Consider the following 18,944-nt stretch of genomic DNA (forward strand, 5'->3'; position numbering starts at 1 on the left):
AAAGTCATTGTGCCGAAAGAAGTCTATCCCTAAACGGCACCGCGGTCGGCGAGGTGAAGCACCAGCGCGGCGATGTTCCACGCGTCGTCCTCGCCGCGATGGTGTCGGCCCTCCAGCGGAAGCCCGACGACCTTGAGCGCGCGATCCATGCCGACCGGACGCCGCAGCCCGTGCGCGGTGGCGAACACCGCTTTCGCGTTGATGTGGTTCTGGTGGAACGGGTACGGCACCCCGGACTGGTCGCACTGGCGAAGGAACTGCTTGCGATCGTAGTCGCCCCAGCTGAACCACGCTCGTTCCCGAGTTCTGTGGTTGGCGACGAGTTGCTCGCACGCCTCGGCGAAGCTCACCCCAGTGTCCACTTCGGCCTGGGTGAGCCCGGTGAGTTCAGTACAGAACGGGCTCACCGTCGAGAGCTCGGGCCGCACGAGAACGCGGTGCCTGCCGACTCGGGTGCGGGAGTCGATGTCCACGAGGGTGAGGCCGATCTCGATGATCTCGCTGACCTGGCCTTCGGGGGGTGTTGTGTCCCAACAGGTCGCCTCGACATCGACGACGTTCACCAAACCTTCGATGTTCACGCGGTCGCGGCTACGCGGCAGGCACGACACATTTCACCGCCACAAGGGAACTCACTTCGCGCGGATGATGCGGCGGTCTATGGCGGCGGCGACGGCGCCCGCTCGGGTGTCGACGCCGAGTTTGGTGTAGATGTGGGAGAGGTGGGACTTCACGGTGGCCTCCGACACGAACAGTTCGCGCGCCATTTCCTTGTTTCCCAAGCCTCGCGAGAGGAGTTCGAGGACCTCGACCTCGCGCTCGGTGATGGTCGGGCCCGGCTGGGCGGCTCGGCGGACCAGGGTGGCCGCGACGGCGGGCGCCAACACCGTCTCCCCGCGGGCCGTGGCTCGGATGCCCGCGAACAGGTCGGCGGGCGGGGCGTCCTTGAGCAGGTAGCCGCGGGCGCCCGCGTCGAGGGCGCGGAGGATGTCGGACTCAGTGTCGTAAGTGGTCAGCACCAGCACTTCCGGCGGCTCGGGCAGGTCCCGCAGGCGCGCGGTGATCTCGGCGCCCCCGGCCGAGGCCGTCCCGAGGCTGAGGTCCATCAGCACCACATCGGGCCGCGCCGCGCGCACGATCGCGACCGCCGCGGTCAGGCCGTCGGCCTCGCCCACCACTGTCAGGTCGTCTTGGCCGTCGATGAGCGCGCGCAGGCCCGCCCGGACGACGGGATGGTCGTCGACGAGCACGATCCGGATCGTCATCGGGGTGCCTCCAGGGGGAACCGCACCGACACCGTGGTCCCTTCGCCCACCGTGCTCTCCACGTCGGCACGCCCGCCGAGTTGTTCGGCCCGGTCGCGGATGCCGCGCAGGCCGCGGCCGCGCAGTGGTCCCGACTGCGTTTGCCCAGGTGGGAAGCCGCGACCGTCGTCGCGGATGTCGAGGAGGACCTCGTCGTCGTGGTAAGTCAGGGTGACCGCCACGCGGGTCGCGTCGGCGTGTTCGCGGACATTGGCGAGCGCGCCGCGGGTGGTGCGCACCAGCGCGGCGGCGACCTCGGGTCGCAGGGGCACCGGCACACCGTGGACGCGCACCTCGACGTCGAGGCCCGGAGCGGCCTGGGCGGCGGCACGCAAGGCGGCGGGCAGCGCCGTCCCGGAACTGTCGCCCGCCAGGTCGGCCGGGGCCAGGTCCCGCACGACGCGGCGGACCTCGTCGAGGCCGTCCCGCGCGGTCGCGGCCGCGGTGTGGACATGCTCGCGGGCCGTCGATGGCTGCCTGTCCCAGGCCTGTTCGGCGGCCTGGAGCAGCAGGTTGATGCTGGACAGCCCTTGGCCGACGGAGTCGTGGATCTCCCGAGACAGCCGGGTGCGCTCGGCGAGCGCGCCGGAGCGGTGCTGCTCCTCGGCGAGTTCCGCCTGGGCCTCGGTGAGGTCGTCCAGGAGACGCTGCCTGGCCAGGGACTCGCGCTCCAGCGTGCGGTAGGCGATCACGGTCACCAACGCGATCCCGACCGGCCCGGCCACCAGGGTCGGGTCCGGCGCCGCCACGATTCGCCACCAAGAACCGGCCACGACCAGCGTCATCAGGACGGTGGTAGCGGTCGCCCACCCGAACGGGAGCACCCGCAGCACCGCGAACGCGACGGGCACCGCGGACCAGGCGAACGACGGCGCGACCACGGTCAGCGCGGCCCAGATCAGCACCATCCCCGCCACCCAGGCGGTCGGCCACCAGGAGCGGCCGGGCAGCAGTGTGCGGGTCGCGTACGTGAGTGCCAGCACCGCGGCGCCGAGCAGGACGAACACGCCGGTGGCACCCACGCCGTGCCGGTCGACGTACCGCACCGCGCAGGTCGCCACCAGCACGACCAGCACCACCTGCAGCCAGCGGTCCAGTCGGGCGGCGGGGGCGAGGATCCCGCGGACGCCGCGGGCGGTCTGAACAGCCATGATCCGGCCAGCGTAAGGACTCCGGCGGCCTTCGGCATCATCCGATCGGCTATCCGGCAGTGGCCGCATGCCCGACGTGCCTCCGCGCGCGGAGGAGCAGGCTGGAGGAACATCCCAAGCCGAGGAGACCTCCGATGAAGCGTCCGGCCCTGATCGCCACCACCCTGCTCCTGCTGACGGGGGCGGGCGCCGTCCCCGCCGCCGCCGACGCCCGACCCGACAGCTACCAGCTGACCGGCGACGCGGGCGGCTCCAAGTTCGAGGGCATCGGCGCCGACGAGCGGCGCGGGCTGTTCTACGTCAGTGAGGTGACCGGCGGCGAGATCCACCGCGGCGCATCGGGGTCCGCGCTGACCGCGGAGTGGCTGACGGGCGACGGCACCGACGGCCGCTTCACCGCGCGCGGGATCACCGTCGACGCCGCGGGCCGGGTGTACGTCGCGGGTGGCCCGAACGGCATCGGCACCGGCCGCCCGGACCTGTGGGTGTACGCCGCCGACGGCGCGCTCCTGGCCGCCGTGCGCGCGCCGGGCGCGGACGTGTTCCTCAACGACGTCGCGATCGGCAGCGACGGCGCGGCGTACTTCACCAACTCCAACGACCCGAGGATCTACCGCGTGGCCGACGACGGCGCGGGCTGGAGCGCGGACCTGTGGGCCGACGCGTCCGGTGTCATCGAGCGGCGGCCGGGCTTCAACCTGGGCGGCATCGTGCTCAGTGCCGACCACAAAGCATTCGTCGTGGCCCAGGGCAACACGGGACGGCTGTGGCGCTTCGACGCGCGCACCGGCGCGGTGAGCGAGGTCGCGACCGGCGGCGCCGACCTGGTCAACGCCGACGGGCTGGTCCGGCAGGGTGGGACCCTGACCGTGGTGCGGAACTTCTCCCGGATGCTGGCGACCCTGCGGCTGTCCGCCGACGGCCGCTCCGCGACCCTGGTGAGCCAGCAGGCCACCGACCCGAACCGGGTGCTGACCACCGCGAAGGCGCTGCGCGGCCAGGTGCTCTACGTCGACAGCAAGTTCGACGAGCCCACCGCGACGCCGCCGTACGAGGTCATCACCAACCCCGTGGTGCGATGAGGACGCGCGGGCTCGCGCTGGTGCTGGCCCTCTGCCTGGGGATGGCCGGGTGCGGGCCGTCCCCAGCGGGACAGCAAGAGCTCGATGAGCGGCTGCGGCAGGCGGCCTGGCGCGACGACGTGCCCGAGGCCGAGCGCCTGATCGCCCAGGGCGCCGACGTGAACGCGCAGGACGAGACCCGCCAGTCGGCGTACTTGATCGCCACCAGCGAGGGCTATCTGGAGCTGCTCCGACTCACCCTGCGGCACGGGGCGAAGGTGGACGACAAGGACAGCTGGAACGGCACCGGCCTGATCCGCGCCGCCGAACGCGGGCACGCGCTGGTGGTCGGCGAGTTGCTCCGGGCGGGCATCGACCGCGACCACGTCAACCGGATCGGCTACCAGGCGGTCCACGAGGCGGTGTGGCTCGGCGCTGACACCGCCGACTACGAGACGACGCTGCGGGTGCTCGCCGCTGGCGGGGTCCGACTGGACGACCAGTCCGGCGGCGAGGGGCTCACGCCGTTGCGGATGGCGCAGGAGCGGGGACACGAACGCCTGGAGAGGGTGCTGACCCGGATGAACACCCTCCCGGCCGACGCGGACGCGGCGCTGCTGCGGGCCGCCCGCGACGGCGACGCCGACGGGGTGGCGGCGGCAGTGCGCGCGGGAGCGGGCATCGAGACCCGCGACGAGCGCCGCCGGACCGCCCTGCTCCTCGCCGCGACCCACGACCACGTCGACGTCGCGCGGGTCCTGGTGGCCATGGGCGCCGACCCGGACGCCCCGGACGACCAGCACGACACGCCCTGGCTCGTGACCGGGGTGACGGGCAGCGTTGCGATGCTGGAAGCGCTGCTGCCCGCCCATCCCGACCTCACCGTCGAGAACCGCTTCGGCGGGCTCTCGGTGATCCCGGCGAGCGAACGCGGCCACGTCGACTACGTGCGCCGGGTGGTCGGCACGGGCATCGACGTCAACCACGTCAACCGACTCGGCTGGACGGCGCTGCTGGAAGCGGTGGTCCTCGGCGACGGCGGCCCCGCCCACCAGGAGATCGTCCGGATCCTGCTGGCCGCGGGCGCCGACCGGTCCATCCCCGACGGCGACGGCGTGACCGCGCTGCGGCACGCCCAGACGAAGGGCTACGTCGAGATCGCGCGGATCCTCGCGAGCTGAGTCGGGAGAGCCATCGGCGCGTACCGTCCTCTGTAGACAGATAGGCGGTGGACGCGGTCAGGGGTTACGACTTGCCGAGGTTCTTGCCGCCCAGCTCCCAGGCTCGCCGACAGTGCCTGCCGTGGCCGAAGGCCAGTACACTTAGGACTCGCGCGCGTCTTCGAGGCGGTCGTAGAGTGCGATCACGTCATCGAGGCCGACGATGTCGATGATCCTGCGGATGGCGGGGGTGACCACCACCCGCAGGGGGCGGTGGGCGCGTCGGTTCGCCTCGATCAGCGCGCCGATCCCGACCGAGCCGAAGAAGCCGACTCCAGTGAGATCGACGATCAGCTTCGTCGGCTTCTTGTCCAGCGCGTCATCGATGCCGGTGACCAGGATGGCGGCGGTGGCCAGGTCCACCTCACCCGCGGCGTGGAGCACCGTCACGCCATTCGGCAGGTCACTGCCGGTGACCGTCAAACCCGCGCCATCATGCCGCGACGCGTCCGGTTCGGACACCACGCTCATCGTCTCCCTCGCCCACCAGAAGTGCGTCGCCGCCTTCCGCGCGATCCGTGGGTCCGCGCGCCCAAAGTCCCGTAACGTGGCATACCGGAATTAAGGTACATGAAGGTGAGGTGGTGTCGCGGCTGCGCACCGCCCTGCGCCGCTCGGGCCGCCCAGGAGCACCTCGCCGCCATCGAACGCGCCGCCACCGGTCGGTACCGGAACCCAGTCTCGACATAGCGGGCGGATTCCGCACGCTCGAAGAATCGTGGTGCCACACTGGCGGCGCACAGCGGCGGGTCGGGAAGGGGTCGGGGGCAGTGTGGTTCGGGGTCCTCGGCGCTCTGCGGGTGGTGGGCGACGGCGCCGCCGTCATCATCGATCGGCCGCGCCACCGGGCTCTACTGGGGTTCCTGCTCCTGCACGCGAACCGGCCGGTCACCACCGGCGCGCTGATCGAGGCCATGTGGGGCGGACGGCCGCCGGGCACGGCCCGCACCCAGGTGCACGCGATGGTCTCGACCCTGCGGCGGTCGCTGGCCGACGCCGGTGACCGGGAGCGGATCAGCACGGTGGCGGGCGGGTACCTCTGTTCGGTCGCCGACGACGAGTTGGACCTGGCCCAGTTCGACGCCGCCGTCGCCGAGGCGAAGACCATCGGCGACGCCGCCCAAGCGGGCGCGGCCTGGCGGGCGGCGCTGGCCTTGTGGCGGGGGCCGGTGCTCGACGGGGTGGACGCGCCATACGTCGAGGCGGCCAGGGCGGCGCTGTGGGAGCGGCGGATAGCCGCCCACGAGAAAGCGATCGATCTCGACCTCGCCCTGCGCAGGCACGCCGACGTGGTGCCCGAGCTGACCGAACTGGTCGCGGCCAACCCGGTGACCGAGCGGCTGGTCGAGCAGCTGATGCTCGCGTTGTGGCGGTGCGGGCGCCAGGCCGACGCGCTGCGGGAGGCCCGCGAACTGCGGGCGCGGCTTGCCGAGCAGCTCGGGCTGGACCCTGGGCGCTCGTTCACCGATCTCGAACAGGCCATCCGCACCCAGGACCCAGCGCTGTCCCCCGCCGCCCCGGCCGCGCCGGTGCCCGCGCAGCTTCCCGCGCCCGCGCGCGGGTTCACCGGCAGGCGCGCGCAGATCGAGCACCTCGACACCCTTGTCGCCGATCAGGTGTGCGTGCTGACCGGAGCGGGCGGCGTGGGCAAGACGACGCTGGCGGTGCGGTGGGCGCTGCGGGAGCGCGAGCGCTTCGCCGACGGGCAGCTCTACGCCAACCTCAACGGCTACGCGCTGACGCCCCCGTCGCGCCCGATCGACGTGCTGGCCCGCTTCCTGCGCGCGCTCGGCGTCGCTCCCGACCAGGTTCCGATGGACGCCGAGGAGGCCGCCGCGCTCTACCGCAGCCTGCTCGCCGACCGCAGGATGCTGGTGGTGCTGGACAACGCGGCGAACGCCGAGCAGGTCCGGCCGCTGCTGCCGGGCAGCCCCGCCTGTCTCGCGCTGGTGACCAGCCGCGACCGGCTGGCCGGGCTGGTGGCCCGCGACGGCGCGCGCAGACTCGACCTGGACGTGCTGCCGCGCGACGAGGCCGCCGAACTCGTCGCGACAATCATCGGGGCCGACCGTGCGGCGGCGGAGGCCGCGGCGGTCGGCGAACTGGTCGAGCTGTGTGGCGGGCTGCCGCTGGCGCTGCGCATCGCCGCGGCCACGCTGGCCGACCAGCCCGACCTCGGCGTCGCGGACTACGCCGAGCACCTGCGGGCGGGCGACCGGCTCAGCGAGCTGGAGATCGACGGCGACGACACCTCATCGGTGTCGGCCACGTTCGCCTTGTCGTACCAGGGACTCCCGGAGGACCTGCGGAGCCTGTTCCGCCTGCTCGGCGCGCTGCCGGTGACCGATTTCTCCGCCGACCTCGCCGCCGCGCTCGCCGGCGTGGCGCCGACCGACGCGCGCAGGCTGCTGAACCGGCTGGCCGACGTTCACTTGATCGAGCGGTCCGCGCCGGGCCGGTACACCTTCCACGACCTGGTTCGGCTCTTCGCCCACCGCCGCGCCGAAACTGATCACAACGGGCAGGCGCTGGCGGCGGCCGGACACCGGGTCCGGGAGTGGTATCTGACCACCGCGCGGGCGGCGGCCCAGCGGCTCTACCCCGGCGCGCTGCGGCTGCCCGCTCCCCCTGGGCCGCCCTCCCCCGCCGGGTTGGACTGGCTCGAAGCCGAGCGGGCCAACCTGGTCGCGGTGATCCGCCACTGTGCCGAGCACGGCCCCACATCGGTGGCCTGGCTGCTCGCCGACACCCTGCGCGGCTATTTCTACCTGCGCCGCTACCCGGTCGACTGGTTCGAGGCGGCCGGGCACGCGCTGACCGCCGCCGCCAAGGCTGGCGATACCCAGGCGCAGGCGTCGGCTCGGCTCAGCCTCGGCCACGCCTGCCTCGGGGTCAACGACACCGACCGCGCGATCACGGAGTTCGACGCGGCACTGGAGCTGGCGCAGGCGTCCGGGTGGTCCGACGGCGTCGGGACCCTGCACAACAACCTCGGCCTGGTGTACCTGTGGCGCGGTGAACTCAGGGCGGCCCGCGAACACCTGGCCCACGCCGTCGCGCTCCTGCCGGGCGAGACCGCGCCCGCCCAGCGCGCCACGACGCTGAGCAACCTGGGGTACGCCGAACACGCGCTCGGCACCTCCGCCGACCCGCTCGACCTCCTGGCCGAGGCGCTGCGGCTGCACGGCCAGGTGGGCAACGCCGACGGCCAGGTCGACACCCTGGTGAAGACCGGCCTCGTGCACCGCGACGAGGGCCGCGTCGACCAGGCCGCCTCCTGCGCCGCCGCCGCGGCGGCCATCGCCCGCGACACCGGCAGCGCCGAGTTCCACGTCCGCGCCCTGGTCCTCTCCGGCAGCGTGCACCTGTTGCTCAACCACCTCGACCAGGCCGCGGCCGACCTCGAAACGGCCTTGTCCAAGGCCCGCGAAGCCGACTTCACCTACGGCGTTGCCGACGCGCAGCTCTACCTGGCCCGCGTCGACCTGGGTCGCGGTGACCCGGCCGGGGCGCGTGACCGGGTCGCCGAGGCCAAAGGCATCGCGGACAAGTACCGATACCGCTTGCTGCAAGGCGATTCCTCCACCGCGCTCGCCGAGGTCGACTTGGCCGTGGGCGACCTCGAAGAGGCCGCCCACCACGCCGCCCACGCGTTGCGCGCGCACGGCGAGACCGGCAGCCGGGCAGGCCTCGCGGCGGTCCACGAGGTGCTGGCCCGGCTGCCGGTGGAACTCACATCCCGTACTTCTTCTCCATGTAGCTCATCTTCTGCTCCACCATCGACGGAGTGATCCCGGACGGCCGGTTCGCCACCGGCCCCATGAAGGTCGGATCACCCGGCTGCGGCGCGGGCTTGGCGGGTGTCGCGGGCTTCGGCGGGTTGAAGAGCCACTTGAAGTTCTTCGACCCGGGCGGCACCTTCTGGCCGAGATAGAGGTTGTGCCGGTCAGCTTCGTGGTTCATGAAGTTGTGCTTGTAGTATTCGAATCCGGCGTTCTCAGCGGTCAGTACCTTGTCACCGGCATCCCAGGCCGCCGCTCCACGGGTGGTGTCCTCGACTTGGAGTCCCCAGCGCTGGTCGTAACGCTCGGCCTTGACCTGCGCGGCCTTGGCCTGACGGTCGGCAAGCTCTGTGCTCGCCTTGTTCGCCTGCTTCCTCGCGTTGTTGCCCGTCGACGGGTCTGCATGTCTGGCCTGCGCTGCCTTGTTCTTGGCCGCGGCGTCCACCACATCGTCGTCGGCCTGCTTGATGGCGGCACGCGCGGCTTTCGCCCCCTTGTAGCCCTTGTAGGCGCCTCGGACACCTGGGACGAACCCGGCGAAACCCATCGCGCAGTCCAGCTTCTGCCCCTCACTGCACGACTTGTAGGTATCGATCAAACCGAACACCAACGAGGTGACGATGAGCGCCTGCCCCACGAACGGGACCCAGCCAAATCCGAGCGCCGCCACTCCGGCGATCGCCGATATCGTCCCCGCGTTCTTGTATACCCCCTTCATGAACCCCTTGAACGACCACAGTCCGTCCGGGTCGGTGTAGGTGCCAGGGTTGTTGTTGCCGTACGCGTACCCATTGAGTTGCTGCGGATCACCGTTGTCGATCACCGGGTCCACGGAGAGGAACTTGCCGATCGCCTGGTCGAACTCCCTGGCGCCGAGGTGCGTCAACCCGGTGTCGTCGTTCGTCCCGCCGACGAAGCCCTTCGTGCCCGGCCAATTCGACGGCGCGGCGCCCCGGGATCCGCCATAGGGCAGGGAGTACCGCGCCTTGATCGTCTGCGTGCCGTCCGCGATCACGGTGCTCGCGGTGTCGTGGTGATCGGTGATGAGCCAGCTCAGCGTGCCACCCGACCGCATCGCGACAGGCAGCTTGCCGAACGTGTAGTACCTGGTGCAGGCGAGGTTGCCACCGTTCTTGTCGACCTTCAGCTCGACACCGTTGGGCAGGTACAGAGTGGTGCCGGTGCTGTCCCTGGCGATCAACCGGTTGCCGTCGGCGTCGTAGAGGTAGGTGCTCTCCTTCGTTCCTTCCTTGACCTTCGCCGCACGGCCCTCCGCGTCCCATTCGATGGTCTGCAGGTTGCGGGTCTTGGTGTTGCCGATCGCGTCGTAGTCGTACGTGTCGGTCTTCGCCGGGGCACCTGGCGCGGTCGTGGTCATCTTGGTGACCGCGTGCGGGCGGGTGCCCGCGTAGTCCAGGGTCGCGACGGTGTCGCCCGCCGCGGCGTGCCTGGTCTCGGTCTTGCGGTTGCCGATCGCGTCGAACGTCCACGAGTGCCAGTACGGAGCCGGGCCACCGAGCGCGGCCACCGTCCGATTCGTCGTCGCGCAGTTCCCGTTGCCCGGCGTCCACGCGTGCGTCGTCCGGCGCAGGTAGTCCTGCTCGAAGCACTGGGTGTCGCCGGTGGCCGTGTCGGCGACGCGCAGCAGGTTGCCCGCGTTGTCGTAGCCGTAGGACGTGCTGTTCACCGTGTTCGGGCTGACCCGGTCGCGCAGCGTCGTCGCCGTCGCCGTCCGGCCGGTGTCGGTCTCGTAGGTGAACGCCCGGTACACGGTTCCGTTGCCCGAGGACAGCTTGGCCTGCAACAGATCGCCGTACTCGTTGTACGTCGTGTCGGTGACATAGCTCGGGGTGTCCGGCAAGTCGCTCGTCATCGTGACCGGGCCGCCAAGCACGTTATAGGTGTAACTGAGCGTCTCCGACCATGCGCCCGCCAGTTCGGGAACAGACTGGCTCTGCACACTGCCGTCCAGGTGATAGGTCGCCCCGAACTCGTACAGGCCGCCCAGATTCCCTTCTGTCGACGGGATGTCGACGGTGCTACCGAGCGAGTTCCCGATCGGGGTGTACCCGGCGATGGTCGTCCTGTATGCGGCCGTGCCGACGTGACGGGTGGCCGAGGCGGCCAGGCCCTTGCCGTTCGGCGCGGTGTCCCAGGTCCACGACGCGCGCTTGACGCCCGTCTTGGAACCCTCGTACAGACCCGTCTTGCGGCTGAGGTCGTCGTAGGTGGTGACCAGCTTGGTCCCGCGCGCGTCGGTGTGGCCGATCCGCCGGTCCAGGTCGTCGTATTCGGTCGTCGAGGTGCCCTGGTCCGGGTCCTTCGTCTTGACCACCCGCCCGCGCAGGTCCAGTTCGTACTCCCACCGGTTGCCCAGCGGGTCGACCACCGCGCGAAGGTCACCGCGCCGGTCGTGGACGTAGGTCGTGCTGTCGTAGCCGGTGCTGTGGTGTTGGCGCAGTTCGACGGTCTTGCCGTCGGCGTCGGTGATCGTCGTGGTCGCCGTCCCGCCCTGCGGCGGGGTCACCGAGACCCGGTCGCCACCATAGGTCCTGCTGGTGCGCCACTTCTCGGTGTTCTTCGGCTGGAACACGCTCGCCACGACCCGGCCCGCGCCGTCGTACCGAGTGGCGGTCTGCCGTTCGATCTGCGCCGGATTCACCGCGGTCACCAGGGTGCCGCCGGGGTTGCCGGTCGCGTAGTACTTGTCGTAGCCGAGGATCGACCGGCCCGCCGAGTCGTAGAACGTGTCGGACAGGATTCGCCCGCCCAACGGTGAGGGACCCTGGGTCTGCCTCGGCCGCAGGAGCGCGTCGAGCAGTTCGTAGGACGCGACCTGCACACCTGCCTGGTTGATCGACTTGGTGGTGATCACCGTGGGAGTGGTGGCGGTCATCGAGTACTCGAACGCGTGGTTCGGCGTGTCGGTGCCCTTGACCCTACCCGGCCGCCAGACTCCGGAGAGCCTGCCGAGCGGATCGTACGCGAGATCGGTGCGGTGGCCGTTGGCATCGGTCTCGGACAGCACCGAGGCCCGCGCCGGGTCCACAGTGGACGACGTGATGTGCGAAAGCGCGTTCTTGGTCGTCGTAGCCGACAACAGACCTGCCGCGTTGTGGTTGAAGGTGTTCCGGGCGACCACCACACCGGCCGCGTCCGTGCTCGTGATGATCCGGCCGTAGTCGTCGAACTCGGTGCTCGCGGTCGGTGCGAACGTGTGCGCGCCGGTGGCCGACCAGGTCGCGATCTTCTCGGCCTTGGTCAGGCGCCCCTTTGTCGGCGCGGTGCCGTGCCCGGTGTTGTCGTAGTGGTTGCGCACCAGGGAGATCACGGCGTCCTGGCTGGTCGGCGCGGTCCCACAGGACAGCGCGTATGCCTCGGTGGTGATCGCCGAGCTCACCAGCCAGTCATCGGTATTGCGGGCGAACGTGCTGGTCGTGCACTTCTCGTCGCCGGAGGCGGCCACACCGAGGTCGTTGACCTGGTCGATCATGCCGTAGGTGTCATGCCGGTTGGTGACCGTGGTGACCCGGTCCGGGCGGCCGCCGTCGAGCTTGGTCCTGGTGACCTGCTTGGCCGTGCCGGTGAACCTGGCGTGCACGGTGGTGCCGTTGATCGTGCGGGACGCCGTCGGGGATGACTGCCACGGGTCGTTGACCGTGCCGCTGACCTCGTTCGCGCCGTCGAAGGCGATCGACTCGCGGACCGCGCCCGCGAAGGCGTCGTCGTCGTTGATGCCGTCGACCTGGACACTGCGGGTGCCGCCTGCCTTGAGCTTGTCGCCGTGCATGCCCCGGAAGTACCGGGTCAGCGTGATCATCGGCTGCTGCCCGACGTCGCCCTTGGTGGTCTTGACCGCGCCGTAGCCGCGGTACTGGGCCCAGGTCTTGTTCTTGGCCGCGACCAGGCCGTCGTCGTCATCGCCGTGCCAGGCGGGGGTGCCCTGGTACTCGTAGCTGGTGATCACGCGGGGCGCTCCGCCGGTGCGGTCGAACTCCGACACCGAGGTCACCACGTAGGTGTGGAACCAGTCCAGCGTCGGCGCGGCGAAGCCGTCTGGCTGCCAGCGGACCGGCATACAGCGCAGCGTGTTGTTGTCCTCGCCTGCGGGCATCCTGGTGCCGGGCACGCAGTCGCGCTCGGAGTAGGCGACGCCGATCTCGCCGCCGGTCTCGGTGTGGATGTTGGTCAGCCGGAACCGGTTCATCGACGGCGTGCCTTCGAGGCCGTCGGCGCGGTTGTTCATCGCGGCGCCCTCGAAGCGCACTGGGGGCATTGTCACAGTGCCGCCGACGTGGCCGGTGCGGGTGATCGAGTCGAGCCACAGGACCTGACTCGTGGTGTCCTTCGGGTCCTTGAAGCTGTGCGCGAGGGTCCAGCTGTCCACGTCGACGTAGCCCGTGCCGGACCGGATCTGGGTGGCGACCGACGCCAGCCTCTTGCTGGTGAAGAACGTCGGCGACACCCGGCCGGGGCAGGTGGAGCCGGTGCAGAGCTGGTCCATCGGCGTGTCGAGCCAGTTCTTGTGGTTGGCCTGCACCGCCGGGTCGCAGCCGCCCGCGACGAAGCAGCGCTCCGCGGTGGTGAACCGGACCCGGGCGGGCGCCGCGACGGTGTACTCCGAGCCCGCGCGCAGGCCGTATTCGATCCGGTCGACCGCGCCGCCGCGCACGTAGTCCACGGCGTTGGTGCCGTCGAGGTTGCGGGCGTAGCGGTTGGTGTCCTTCTGGTAGTAGTAGACGATCACGTTGCCGGAGCGGTCGATGACGTGGTCGAGGTTCCACCGCCACACCTGCGCGCAGAACGACGCGGCGAAGGTGGTCTGCCTGCATGGCTCGCCGGAGTCGTTGCCCGCCACGGGAAGCGTCCACGCCGAGTTGGTCAGCGGCTTGCCCGCGGTGTGGCCGGGGAGCTGGTCGCGGCCGAAGAAGTACTGCGTGCCGTCGGTCGTGGTGACCTTCCAGTGCTCGCCGTCGTTGTCGCCGTTGGCCGCCCCGGTGAGCCGCTCGATCCGCGAGCCATCGTCGGTGCGGCCGTGCCAGCGGCCGTTCGCGTCCTTGATCAGCTCGGCGCCGGACCCGTTGAGCGACATGGTCGCGTTGTCGGTCTCCCAACACTGGTCGCCGGTCGCGGCGGTGTTGTTGGCGCCCGCGCCCATGTCGTCGGCGCACGCCTTGTAGCGGCGCTCGATGTAGCCGGGTGAGTAGGCGAACCCCTCCCCCACCGGCGACGCCTGGCTGTTGGTGCTCACCGTCTTGCCGTCCACAGAGGACGACGAGTACGCCAGGGAAACCGGCGGTGCCAGGCCGCCCGGGGTCGGCGGGGTGGCCATCGGATAGGCCCAGGTGAACCCGCCAGTGGACCCGCCGGACTGCCAGGTCGCCGACGGCGCCAGGTCACTGGCCTTGTAGGTGCCCGCGGAGCCACTGGGACCGGCGGTCGCGGCCAGCAGAGCGTTAGCGCTGAGATCGACCTCCGCGCTCAGGGTCCGGTTGTGGGAGTCGTTGCGTGCAGCCAGTTCCACCGGCTGACACTGGGCGCTCTGCGGTGTGGTCAACGCGCATTCCGGCAGCCGCAGCAGTCGCAGCCGCTGTCCCCAGCCGCCGCCGTACGCCCCGGCGAACGCGGTGTAGTCCAGCGACACCGCCACCGGGTCGGCCTCGGCGGCGGCGCGGCTCTGCGTGCGCTTGTCGGCCCGGCCGAGGCGCATGAGCACCCCTGGCCTACCCGCCTTCGCCGCGGCCGCCTGGTCGAGCACCTCGACCCGGACCCGGCGGCTGTCGCGCGCGGCCACCGACACCGGGCCGCCGCGGGCGGCCTTGGCCGTCGGGTCGACCTCGGTGACCCCCGGCGCGGGCAGCGCGGCGGCGGGCGGCGTCACGGGCTCGGACTTCTCCGCTCGCGACGCCTGGCCGACGTCGCGAACATCAACCGGGGTGAGCCGCTGCAACGGCGGCGGCTTGAACGGCGCCGCCGCCGCGACCGGGGGCGTGAGCAGCGTGGCGGACACCGCGACGGCGCCCAGCACCGCCGTCAGGAATCGTCTCTTGGAACGGATGGACATGGGTGAACCCTCCTCGACAACGAGAGGGGACTCCCCCGGCCGGTGTCGCCGGCCCGGGGGAGTCCGATGTGGATGATCAGGAGACGGGCGGGTGGAACACGATCGCGTGGTTGTCCACCAGCACGGCCTCGTTGTGGGAGTACATGAGGCCGCTGGTCCCGCCGGGGCCCTCGATGCCGACTGTGGCGGTGTTGCCGCGCTCCAGTTCCGAGGCCGGGTCGAGCTTGGTGTAGTTGATCGCGATCTTGCCGTTCTCGTAGAGCGTCACCGCGAAGTCGACCCGCACGGGCTGCCCGTAGACCCGCATCCCGTGGTAGTGGATGATCAGCCCCCGGACGCCGTTCTCGGTGATCTGCTTGGTGATCACGCTGGAGTTCGGGAACGGCGTGTGCTGCAGGTCGGTCCAGTACGGGTAGATCGCCGCGTCCGGCTTCACCGCGGAGGGAACCGGGTGGTTCTCCGAGTCCATCACGGTGATCGGCTCGAAGCCGATGACGCCGTTGCTGCTCAGGTACGCCGTGGTGTGGCTCTGCCCGTAGAACGGGAACGCGAACGGCAGCGTGAGCGGCTTGGTCAGGTCGTCGCCGGTGAGGTCGACGATGTTGGCCACGTCGCCCTCGACGAACGGGCGGACCTCCTCGGTGCACGTGTAGCCGAAGGTGTCGGCCTGCGGCCGCAGCGCGAGATCGACGGTGACCGGCTGCTGGGCGTCGACCTCGGTGCCCGCGAACAGCCCGCACCGCTTGCCGCCGATGGTGGCGCTGACCATGTACCGGCCCGCGGCCAGCGTGGTGATCTCGTAGCGGCCGTCCTGGCCGGTGACCGCGCTCAGGTCACCCGGCGACACGTTCACCGTGACCCCGGCCTTGGGTGTGCCCGTGGTGGCGTCGGTGACCAGCCCGGATAGCTTCGGGGCCTCGCGGACCTTGAAGTCGGCCCGGTTCAGCAGGCTCTTGTTGCCGGTGCCGTCGACGGTCCAGCCGACGATCTTGTGCGAGCCGACCGCGGGCGCGACGACGGTGATGGTCGCCGGTCCACCCGGCGCGGCGGGCGTCGCGGTCTGCACCGAGCCGCCGTCGAGCTGGTACTCATAGCGCACGACGTTGGCGTCGCCGCCGACGGCGGTGAACGTGGCCTGCACGTTCGTGCCCGCCGTGACCGGGTTGGCCGACACCGCGATCCCCGGCGCCTGCGGCATGGCCAGCGCCTTCACCTCGGTGTCGCCGAGGATGCGGTCCCACACCTGCGCGTCGTCGACCTTGCCGTCGACCCAGTCGACCTGGACGCCGGTCCACTTGCCCCGGCCGATGGTGACCGGGCCGGACGTGTTGAACATCGTCGCCACCGGCGCGGTGCCTTGGAGCTGGCCGTTGACGTAGAGGCTGGCCTTCTTCCCGGTCGCGTCGTACACGCCTGCGACGTGCGTCCATCGACCGGTCACCGGGGCGGCCGCCGAGCTGACCCGAGCCTGCGTGGGCGTGTCGGAGTCGTTGGTGGACAGGGCGAAGGACCACTTGTCCGGTGTGGACTGGAGGAAGAACGCGCTCGTGCGGGCACCGTCGAGGCCGACGGCGGTCTGGAACACCCCGACACGGTCGAGCTTGACCCAGGCTGCGACGCTGAAACTGCGGTCGGTGCGCACCGGGGCGGGCTGGTTGTCGGCGGTCCGGCCGACCAACTGGCCCGCCGTGGCGGCGTGGCCGCCCGCGGTGCCGGTGCCCTCGAAGGACTGCCCTGACCGACCCGCCGCCACCGCGGCGTCGCCCTGCTTGACCATGGCGTTGCCGTGTCCGGTGGCATCGGACCACGGGGCGGTCGGGTCGTCGAAGGTCCACCGTCCGGCGGGCGCGCTGCCCGGTCCGACGTTGAACTTGTAGATGAACGGGTTCTGGCTCGGGTTGCCCGCGCGGTCGTAGGACCACACGCGCAACTCGTTCGCGCCGTCACGCATCGGCACGATCGGCACCACGGCGGTGCGGTCGGCCGCGGCGGTGACCTTCTCGGCGGAGGAGATGTCGGTGTACGGGGTCAGCGCCCACTTGTAGCCAGCGATGTCCGGGGAGCCCGCGGGCGGGGCGAAGGTGAAGGTGCCGACCCGGCCGACGCCGTCACGCAGGTCGCCGGGCAGGTAGATGTCGGAGGTGACCGCGGCGGGCCCACTCGGTTTGGTGGTGTCCTGCACGAACTCGCACGGCGCGGTCCACTGTGAACCGTCGACCTCGTCGGCGGCGTGGCCCTGGATGTAGTAGGTGCCGTCGGCCAGATCGCGGTTGGTGCGGGCCACGACGTAGTTGCCGCTGGTGATGCCGCCCTGCGACACCAGGTCGGTGCCGTTGATCGCGGTGCCGACCGGGGCGAAGTGCATCGCACCGGTCATGATCGCGCCGGCGTCGGGGTCGGTCAGGCGGGCCTTGATCAGCGGTCGCGGGACGTTGGAGTACCGCGTGCCGCCCGCGCACGACTGGTTCTCGACCGAGACGTCGTCAGGCATGTTCGGGTAGGAGTTGTACTCGACGATCATCGCCAGAGTGCTGAGCTGATAACGCTTCCAGCTGCTGGTGTCGCTCTCGTTGGCCGCTTTGAGGCCCATCGTCGCGTGCACCCAGCCGCCGTTGGCGGCCTCCTGGATGAACCCGGTGGCGTTGAACTCCACGTCACCGGCCGGGCAGCTGCTGCTGGTCACGAACCGCTTGTCGTCGGAGTATCCCTGGGCACCGTGCCAGGCGGGCTGGCTGTTCCAGGTCGTCGACGGGGTGTAGGCGCCGATGCCGTGCAGCATGGTGCGCCGGGTCGCGGTGTCACCGCACCACGACGAGGACCAGAGCTGCCTGATCCGCATGTAGGCGCGGTTGACGTGCTTGTAGCGGATGCCGGTGGTGTCGAACTGGAACAGCGCCCTGGCCACCCAGCCCTCGGCCGGGGTCTTGCCGATCTTCACCTCACCTTTGGAAGCGTTGTCGCTCGCCGCGATCGGCTGGTTGTAGAGCGGCCCGCCCTGCGCGGAGAACACCGCCATCCAGCTGTTGCGGCCGATCCCGGTGGTCTGCCAGGCCGGGTCGAGGTACAGCGGGAAGGTGAGGTCCGCGCGGGTGAGCATGGCTGGGTCTGGCACCAGGGTCAGCGCGCCGCCCGCGACCTCCAGCCCGACCGTCGAACTGCGCGACTGCGTGGGGACGGTGGTGGGGTCACCCAGCTCGCGGCTCACGATCCGCGGCAGCGGCTTGGTGGTGGGCGTGTCCCACATGGCCGCGGTGCCGCGCAGCACCTCCACACCCGAGGCATCGGTGGCGACGACGGTGCCCGCGGCACCCGGCTTTACGCTCAGGCCCGGGGCGGTCATCGGGAACGAGACCCGGCGCAGTGCCGGGTTCGCCGCGGCCTCACGGTTCTTCACGACGAGGACGTGGGTGAACCCGTCGACCTCTGCGGTGACCCGCAGGTCTACGCCGGGCAGGACTTCGGCATAGGTCGCCGAGGGCCCGTCGAGCACCGGCTGCGGAAGCTGGGCGGTCCACCCCCAGGAGATCGCCTTGCCCCCTTCGCCGATCATCGCCATCGGTTCCGTGCCGCCACCAGAGAACGCCATCGGGACCGCCGCCGCGACCGGCGTCACCCGGCCGTCCGCCCCGCGCCGCAACGTCACATCCGGCGCGACCCAGGCACCCGCCTTGCGCACCCGAACCGGGCGCAGGTTCTGCTCCAGCCGCAGCGTCCCACGCTGGGTGGCGTACACGGTCGCGGTCTCGGTCCTGGCCGAGAGCACCTCGACATCGGCGCCACCCGCGCGCGCGGCCCGCATCGCCCCGGCCTCGTCAACCGCCGAGGTGATCACCACCTTGGCGGGCGCGATCGGCGCGGCCGCGGCGGGCACTGGCCCAGCAACGGACGCGAGCGCGATCAGCGCGACGAGCACAGGTCTTGTTCGAACGGTCATAAGGTCTCCCACGAGGCTGAAGAGGGCTGCGTGGGTCGCTTCATGACGTCTCCCCCGCACCCGGTCAGCCTCACGGAGCCCCCTACGCGTTCCCTATGCACGCGCTACGCGGATCAGCCTGGCAGCCAAGTCACGTGGTCCGACCTGCGGCGATGCTCGTCGGCCGGATCAAGGTCGGGTTGATGGACTGTCTGGGCTAGCGTTGGCCGCACAGGCGCGGATAGCGCGTCCTTGCTTGAGGGACCGCAGGTCCCTGCCCTTGCCCTCGTCTTTTGTCTTTCGTCTTGGGGACCGAAGGTCCCTGCACTTCCCCCAGCACCCTCGTCCTGGCAATCCCTTGTCCGGGCCCAGCGATGTCAAGGGTCAGCTCGCTGATCGCGCAGCGACGCCGCAGGCGCCCTTGACATCGCTGGGCCCGGACAAGACGC

Annotated in this window: 9 protein-coding genes; 3 read left to right on the forward strand and 6 right to left on the reverse strand. The window is 70.9% G+C overall.

From position 1 onward, the window contains the following. Positions 1 to 29: 29 nt before the first annotated feature. Genes BN1701_RS13580 through BN1701_RS13590 form a run of 3 tightly spaced genes read right to left on the reverse strand, consistent with a single transcriptional unit; the run spans position 30 to position 2,455 of the window. Entirely contained in the window at positions 30 to 581 is a 552-nt protein-coding gene (locus BN1701_RS13580) for a 3'-5' exonuclease (protein ID WP_054048872.1), read from the reverse strand. A gap of 51 nt (positions 582 to 632) precedes the next feature. Beyond that, positions 633 to 1,265, reverse strand: a complete 633-nt coding sequence (locus BN1701_RS13585) for a response regulator transcription factor (RefSeq protein WP_054048874.1) — start codon at positions 1,263 to 1,265, stop codon at positions 633 to 635. Continuing rightward, positions 1,262 to 2,455, reverse strand: coding sequence for a sensor histidine kinase (locus BN1701_RS13590; RefSeq protein ID WP_067520709.1), 1,194 nt, complete (start codon positions 2,453 to 2,455; stop codon positions 1,262 to 1,264). Before BN1701_RS13590 ends, BN1701_RS13585 begins: the two co-directional genes overlap by 4 nt. Positions 2,456 to 2,589: 134 nt before the next feature. On the opposite strand from BN1701_RS13590, the gene BN1701_RS13595 reads away from it, so the two are divergent. Together BN1701_RS13595 and BN1701_RS37280 are read left to right on the forward strand one after the other, a co-directional pair. Continuing rightward, positions 2,590 to 3,537: an SMP-30/gluconolactonase/LRE family protein gene (locus BN1701_RS13595; RefSeq protein ID WP_054048876.1), complete on the forward strand. Its 948-nt coding sequence runs from the start codon at positions 2,590 to 2,592 to the stop codon at positions 3,535 to 3,537. Then, the gene (locus BN1701_RS37280; RefSeq protein WP_231949593.1) at positions 3,534 to 4,697 is read left to right on the forward strand and encodes an ankyrin repeat domain-containing protein; all 1,164 of its coding nucleotides are present in this window, start codon (positions 3,534 to 3,536) and stop codon (positions 4,695 to 4,697) included. The genes BN1701_RS13595 and BN1701_RS37280 overlap by 4 nt, the downstream gene beginning before the upstream one ends. 141 nt (positions 4,698 to 4,838) lie before the next feature. Here BN1701_RS37280 and BN1701_RS13605 read toward each other — a convergent pair whose 3' ends face one another. Further along, positions 4,839 to 5,207 (reverse strand): STAS domain-containing protein, encoded by a 369-nt coding sequence (locus BN1701_RS13605; RefSeq protein WP_054048878.1) that lies wholly within the window; start codon positions 5,205 to 5,207, stop codon positions 4,839 to 4,841. 299 nt (positions 5,208 to 5,506) lie between these two features. On the opposite strand from BN1701_RS13605, the gene BN1701_RS13610 reads away from it, so the two are divergent. Then, the gene (locus BN1701_RS13610; RefSeq protein ID WP_054048880.1) at positions 5,507 to 8,527 is read left to right on the forward strand and encodes a BTAD domain-containing putative transcriptional regulator; all 3,021 of its coding nucleotides are present in this window, start codon (positions 5,507 to 5,509) and stop codon (positions 8,525 to 8,527) included. Here the strand turns inward: BN1701_RS13610 and BN1701_RS13615 are convergent. Then, entirely contained in the window at positions 8,469 to 14,582 is a 6,114-nt protein-coding gene (locus tag BN1701_RS13615; RefSeq protein WP_054048882.1) for an RHS repeat-associated core domain-containing protein, read from the reverse strand. The genes BN1701_RS13610 and BN1701_RS13615 overlap by 59 nt on opposite strands. 76 nt (positions 14,583 to 14,658) lie before the next feature. Continuing rightward, complete coding sequence (locus BN1701_RS13620; RefSeq protein WP_157367969.1) at positions 14,659 to 18,516, reverse strand: LamG-like jellyroll fold domain-containing protein; 3,858 nt, start codon at positions 18,514 to 18,516, stop codon at positions 14,659 to 14,661. Positions 18,517 to 18,944: the final 428 nt, after the last annotated feature.

It is taken from the genome of Alloactinosynnema sp. L-07 (assembly GCF_900070365.1).
Lineage (GTDB): Bacteria > Actinomycetota > Actinomycetes > Mycobacteriales > Pseudonocardiaceae > Actinokineospora.

Coding starts and splice junctions, on each gene's coding strand:
- BN1701_RS13615 (WP_054048882.1), bottom strand. CDS start 14,582: ATGTCCATCCGTTCCAAGAGACGATTCCTGACGGCGGTGCTGGGCGCC.
- BN1701_RS13585 (WP_054048874.1), bottom strand. CDS start 1,265: ATGACGATCCGGATCGTGCTCGTCGACGACCATCCCGTCGTCCGGGCG.
- BN1701_RS13590 (WP_067520709.1), bottom strand. CDS start 2,455: ATGGCTGTTCAGACCGCCCGCGGCGTCCGCGGGATCCTCGCCCCCGCC.
- BN1701_RS13605 (WP_054048878.1), bottom strand. CDS start 5,207: ATGAGCGTGGTGTCCGAACCGGACGCGTCGCGGCATGATGGCGCGGGT.
- BN1701_RS13595 (WP_054048876.1), top strand. CDS start 2,590: ATGAAGCGTCCGGCCCTGATCGCCACCACCCTGCTCCTGCTGACGGGG.
- BN1701_RS37280 (WP_231949593.1), top strand. CDS start 3,534: ATGAGGACGCGCGGGCTCGCGCTGGTGCTGGCCCTCTGCCTGGGGATG.
- BN1701_RS13620 (WP_157367969.1), bottom strand. CDS start 18,516: ATGACCGTTCGAACAAGACCTGTGCTCGTCGCGCTGATCGCGCTCGCG.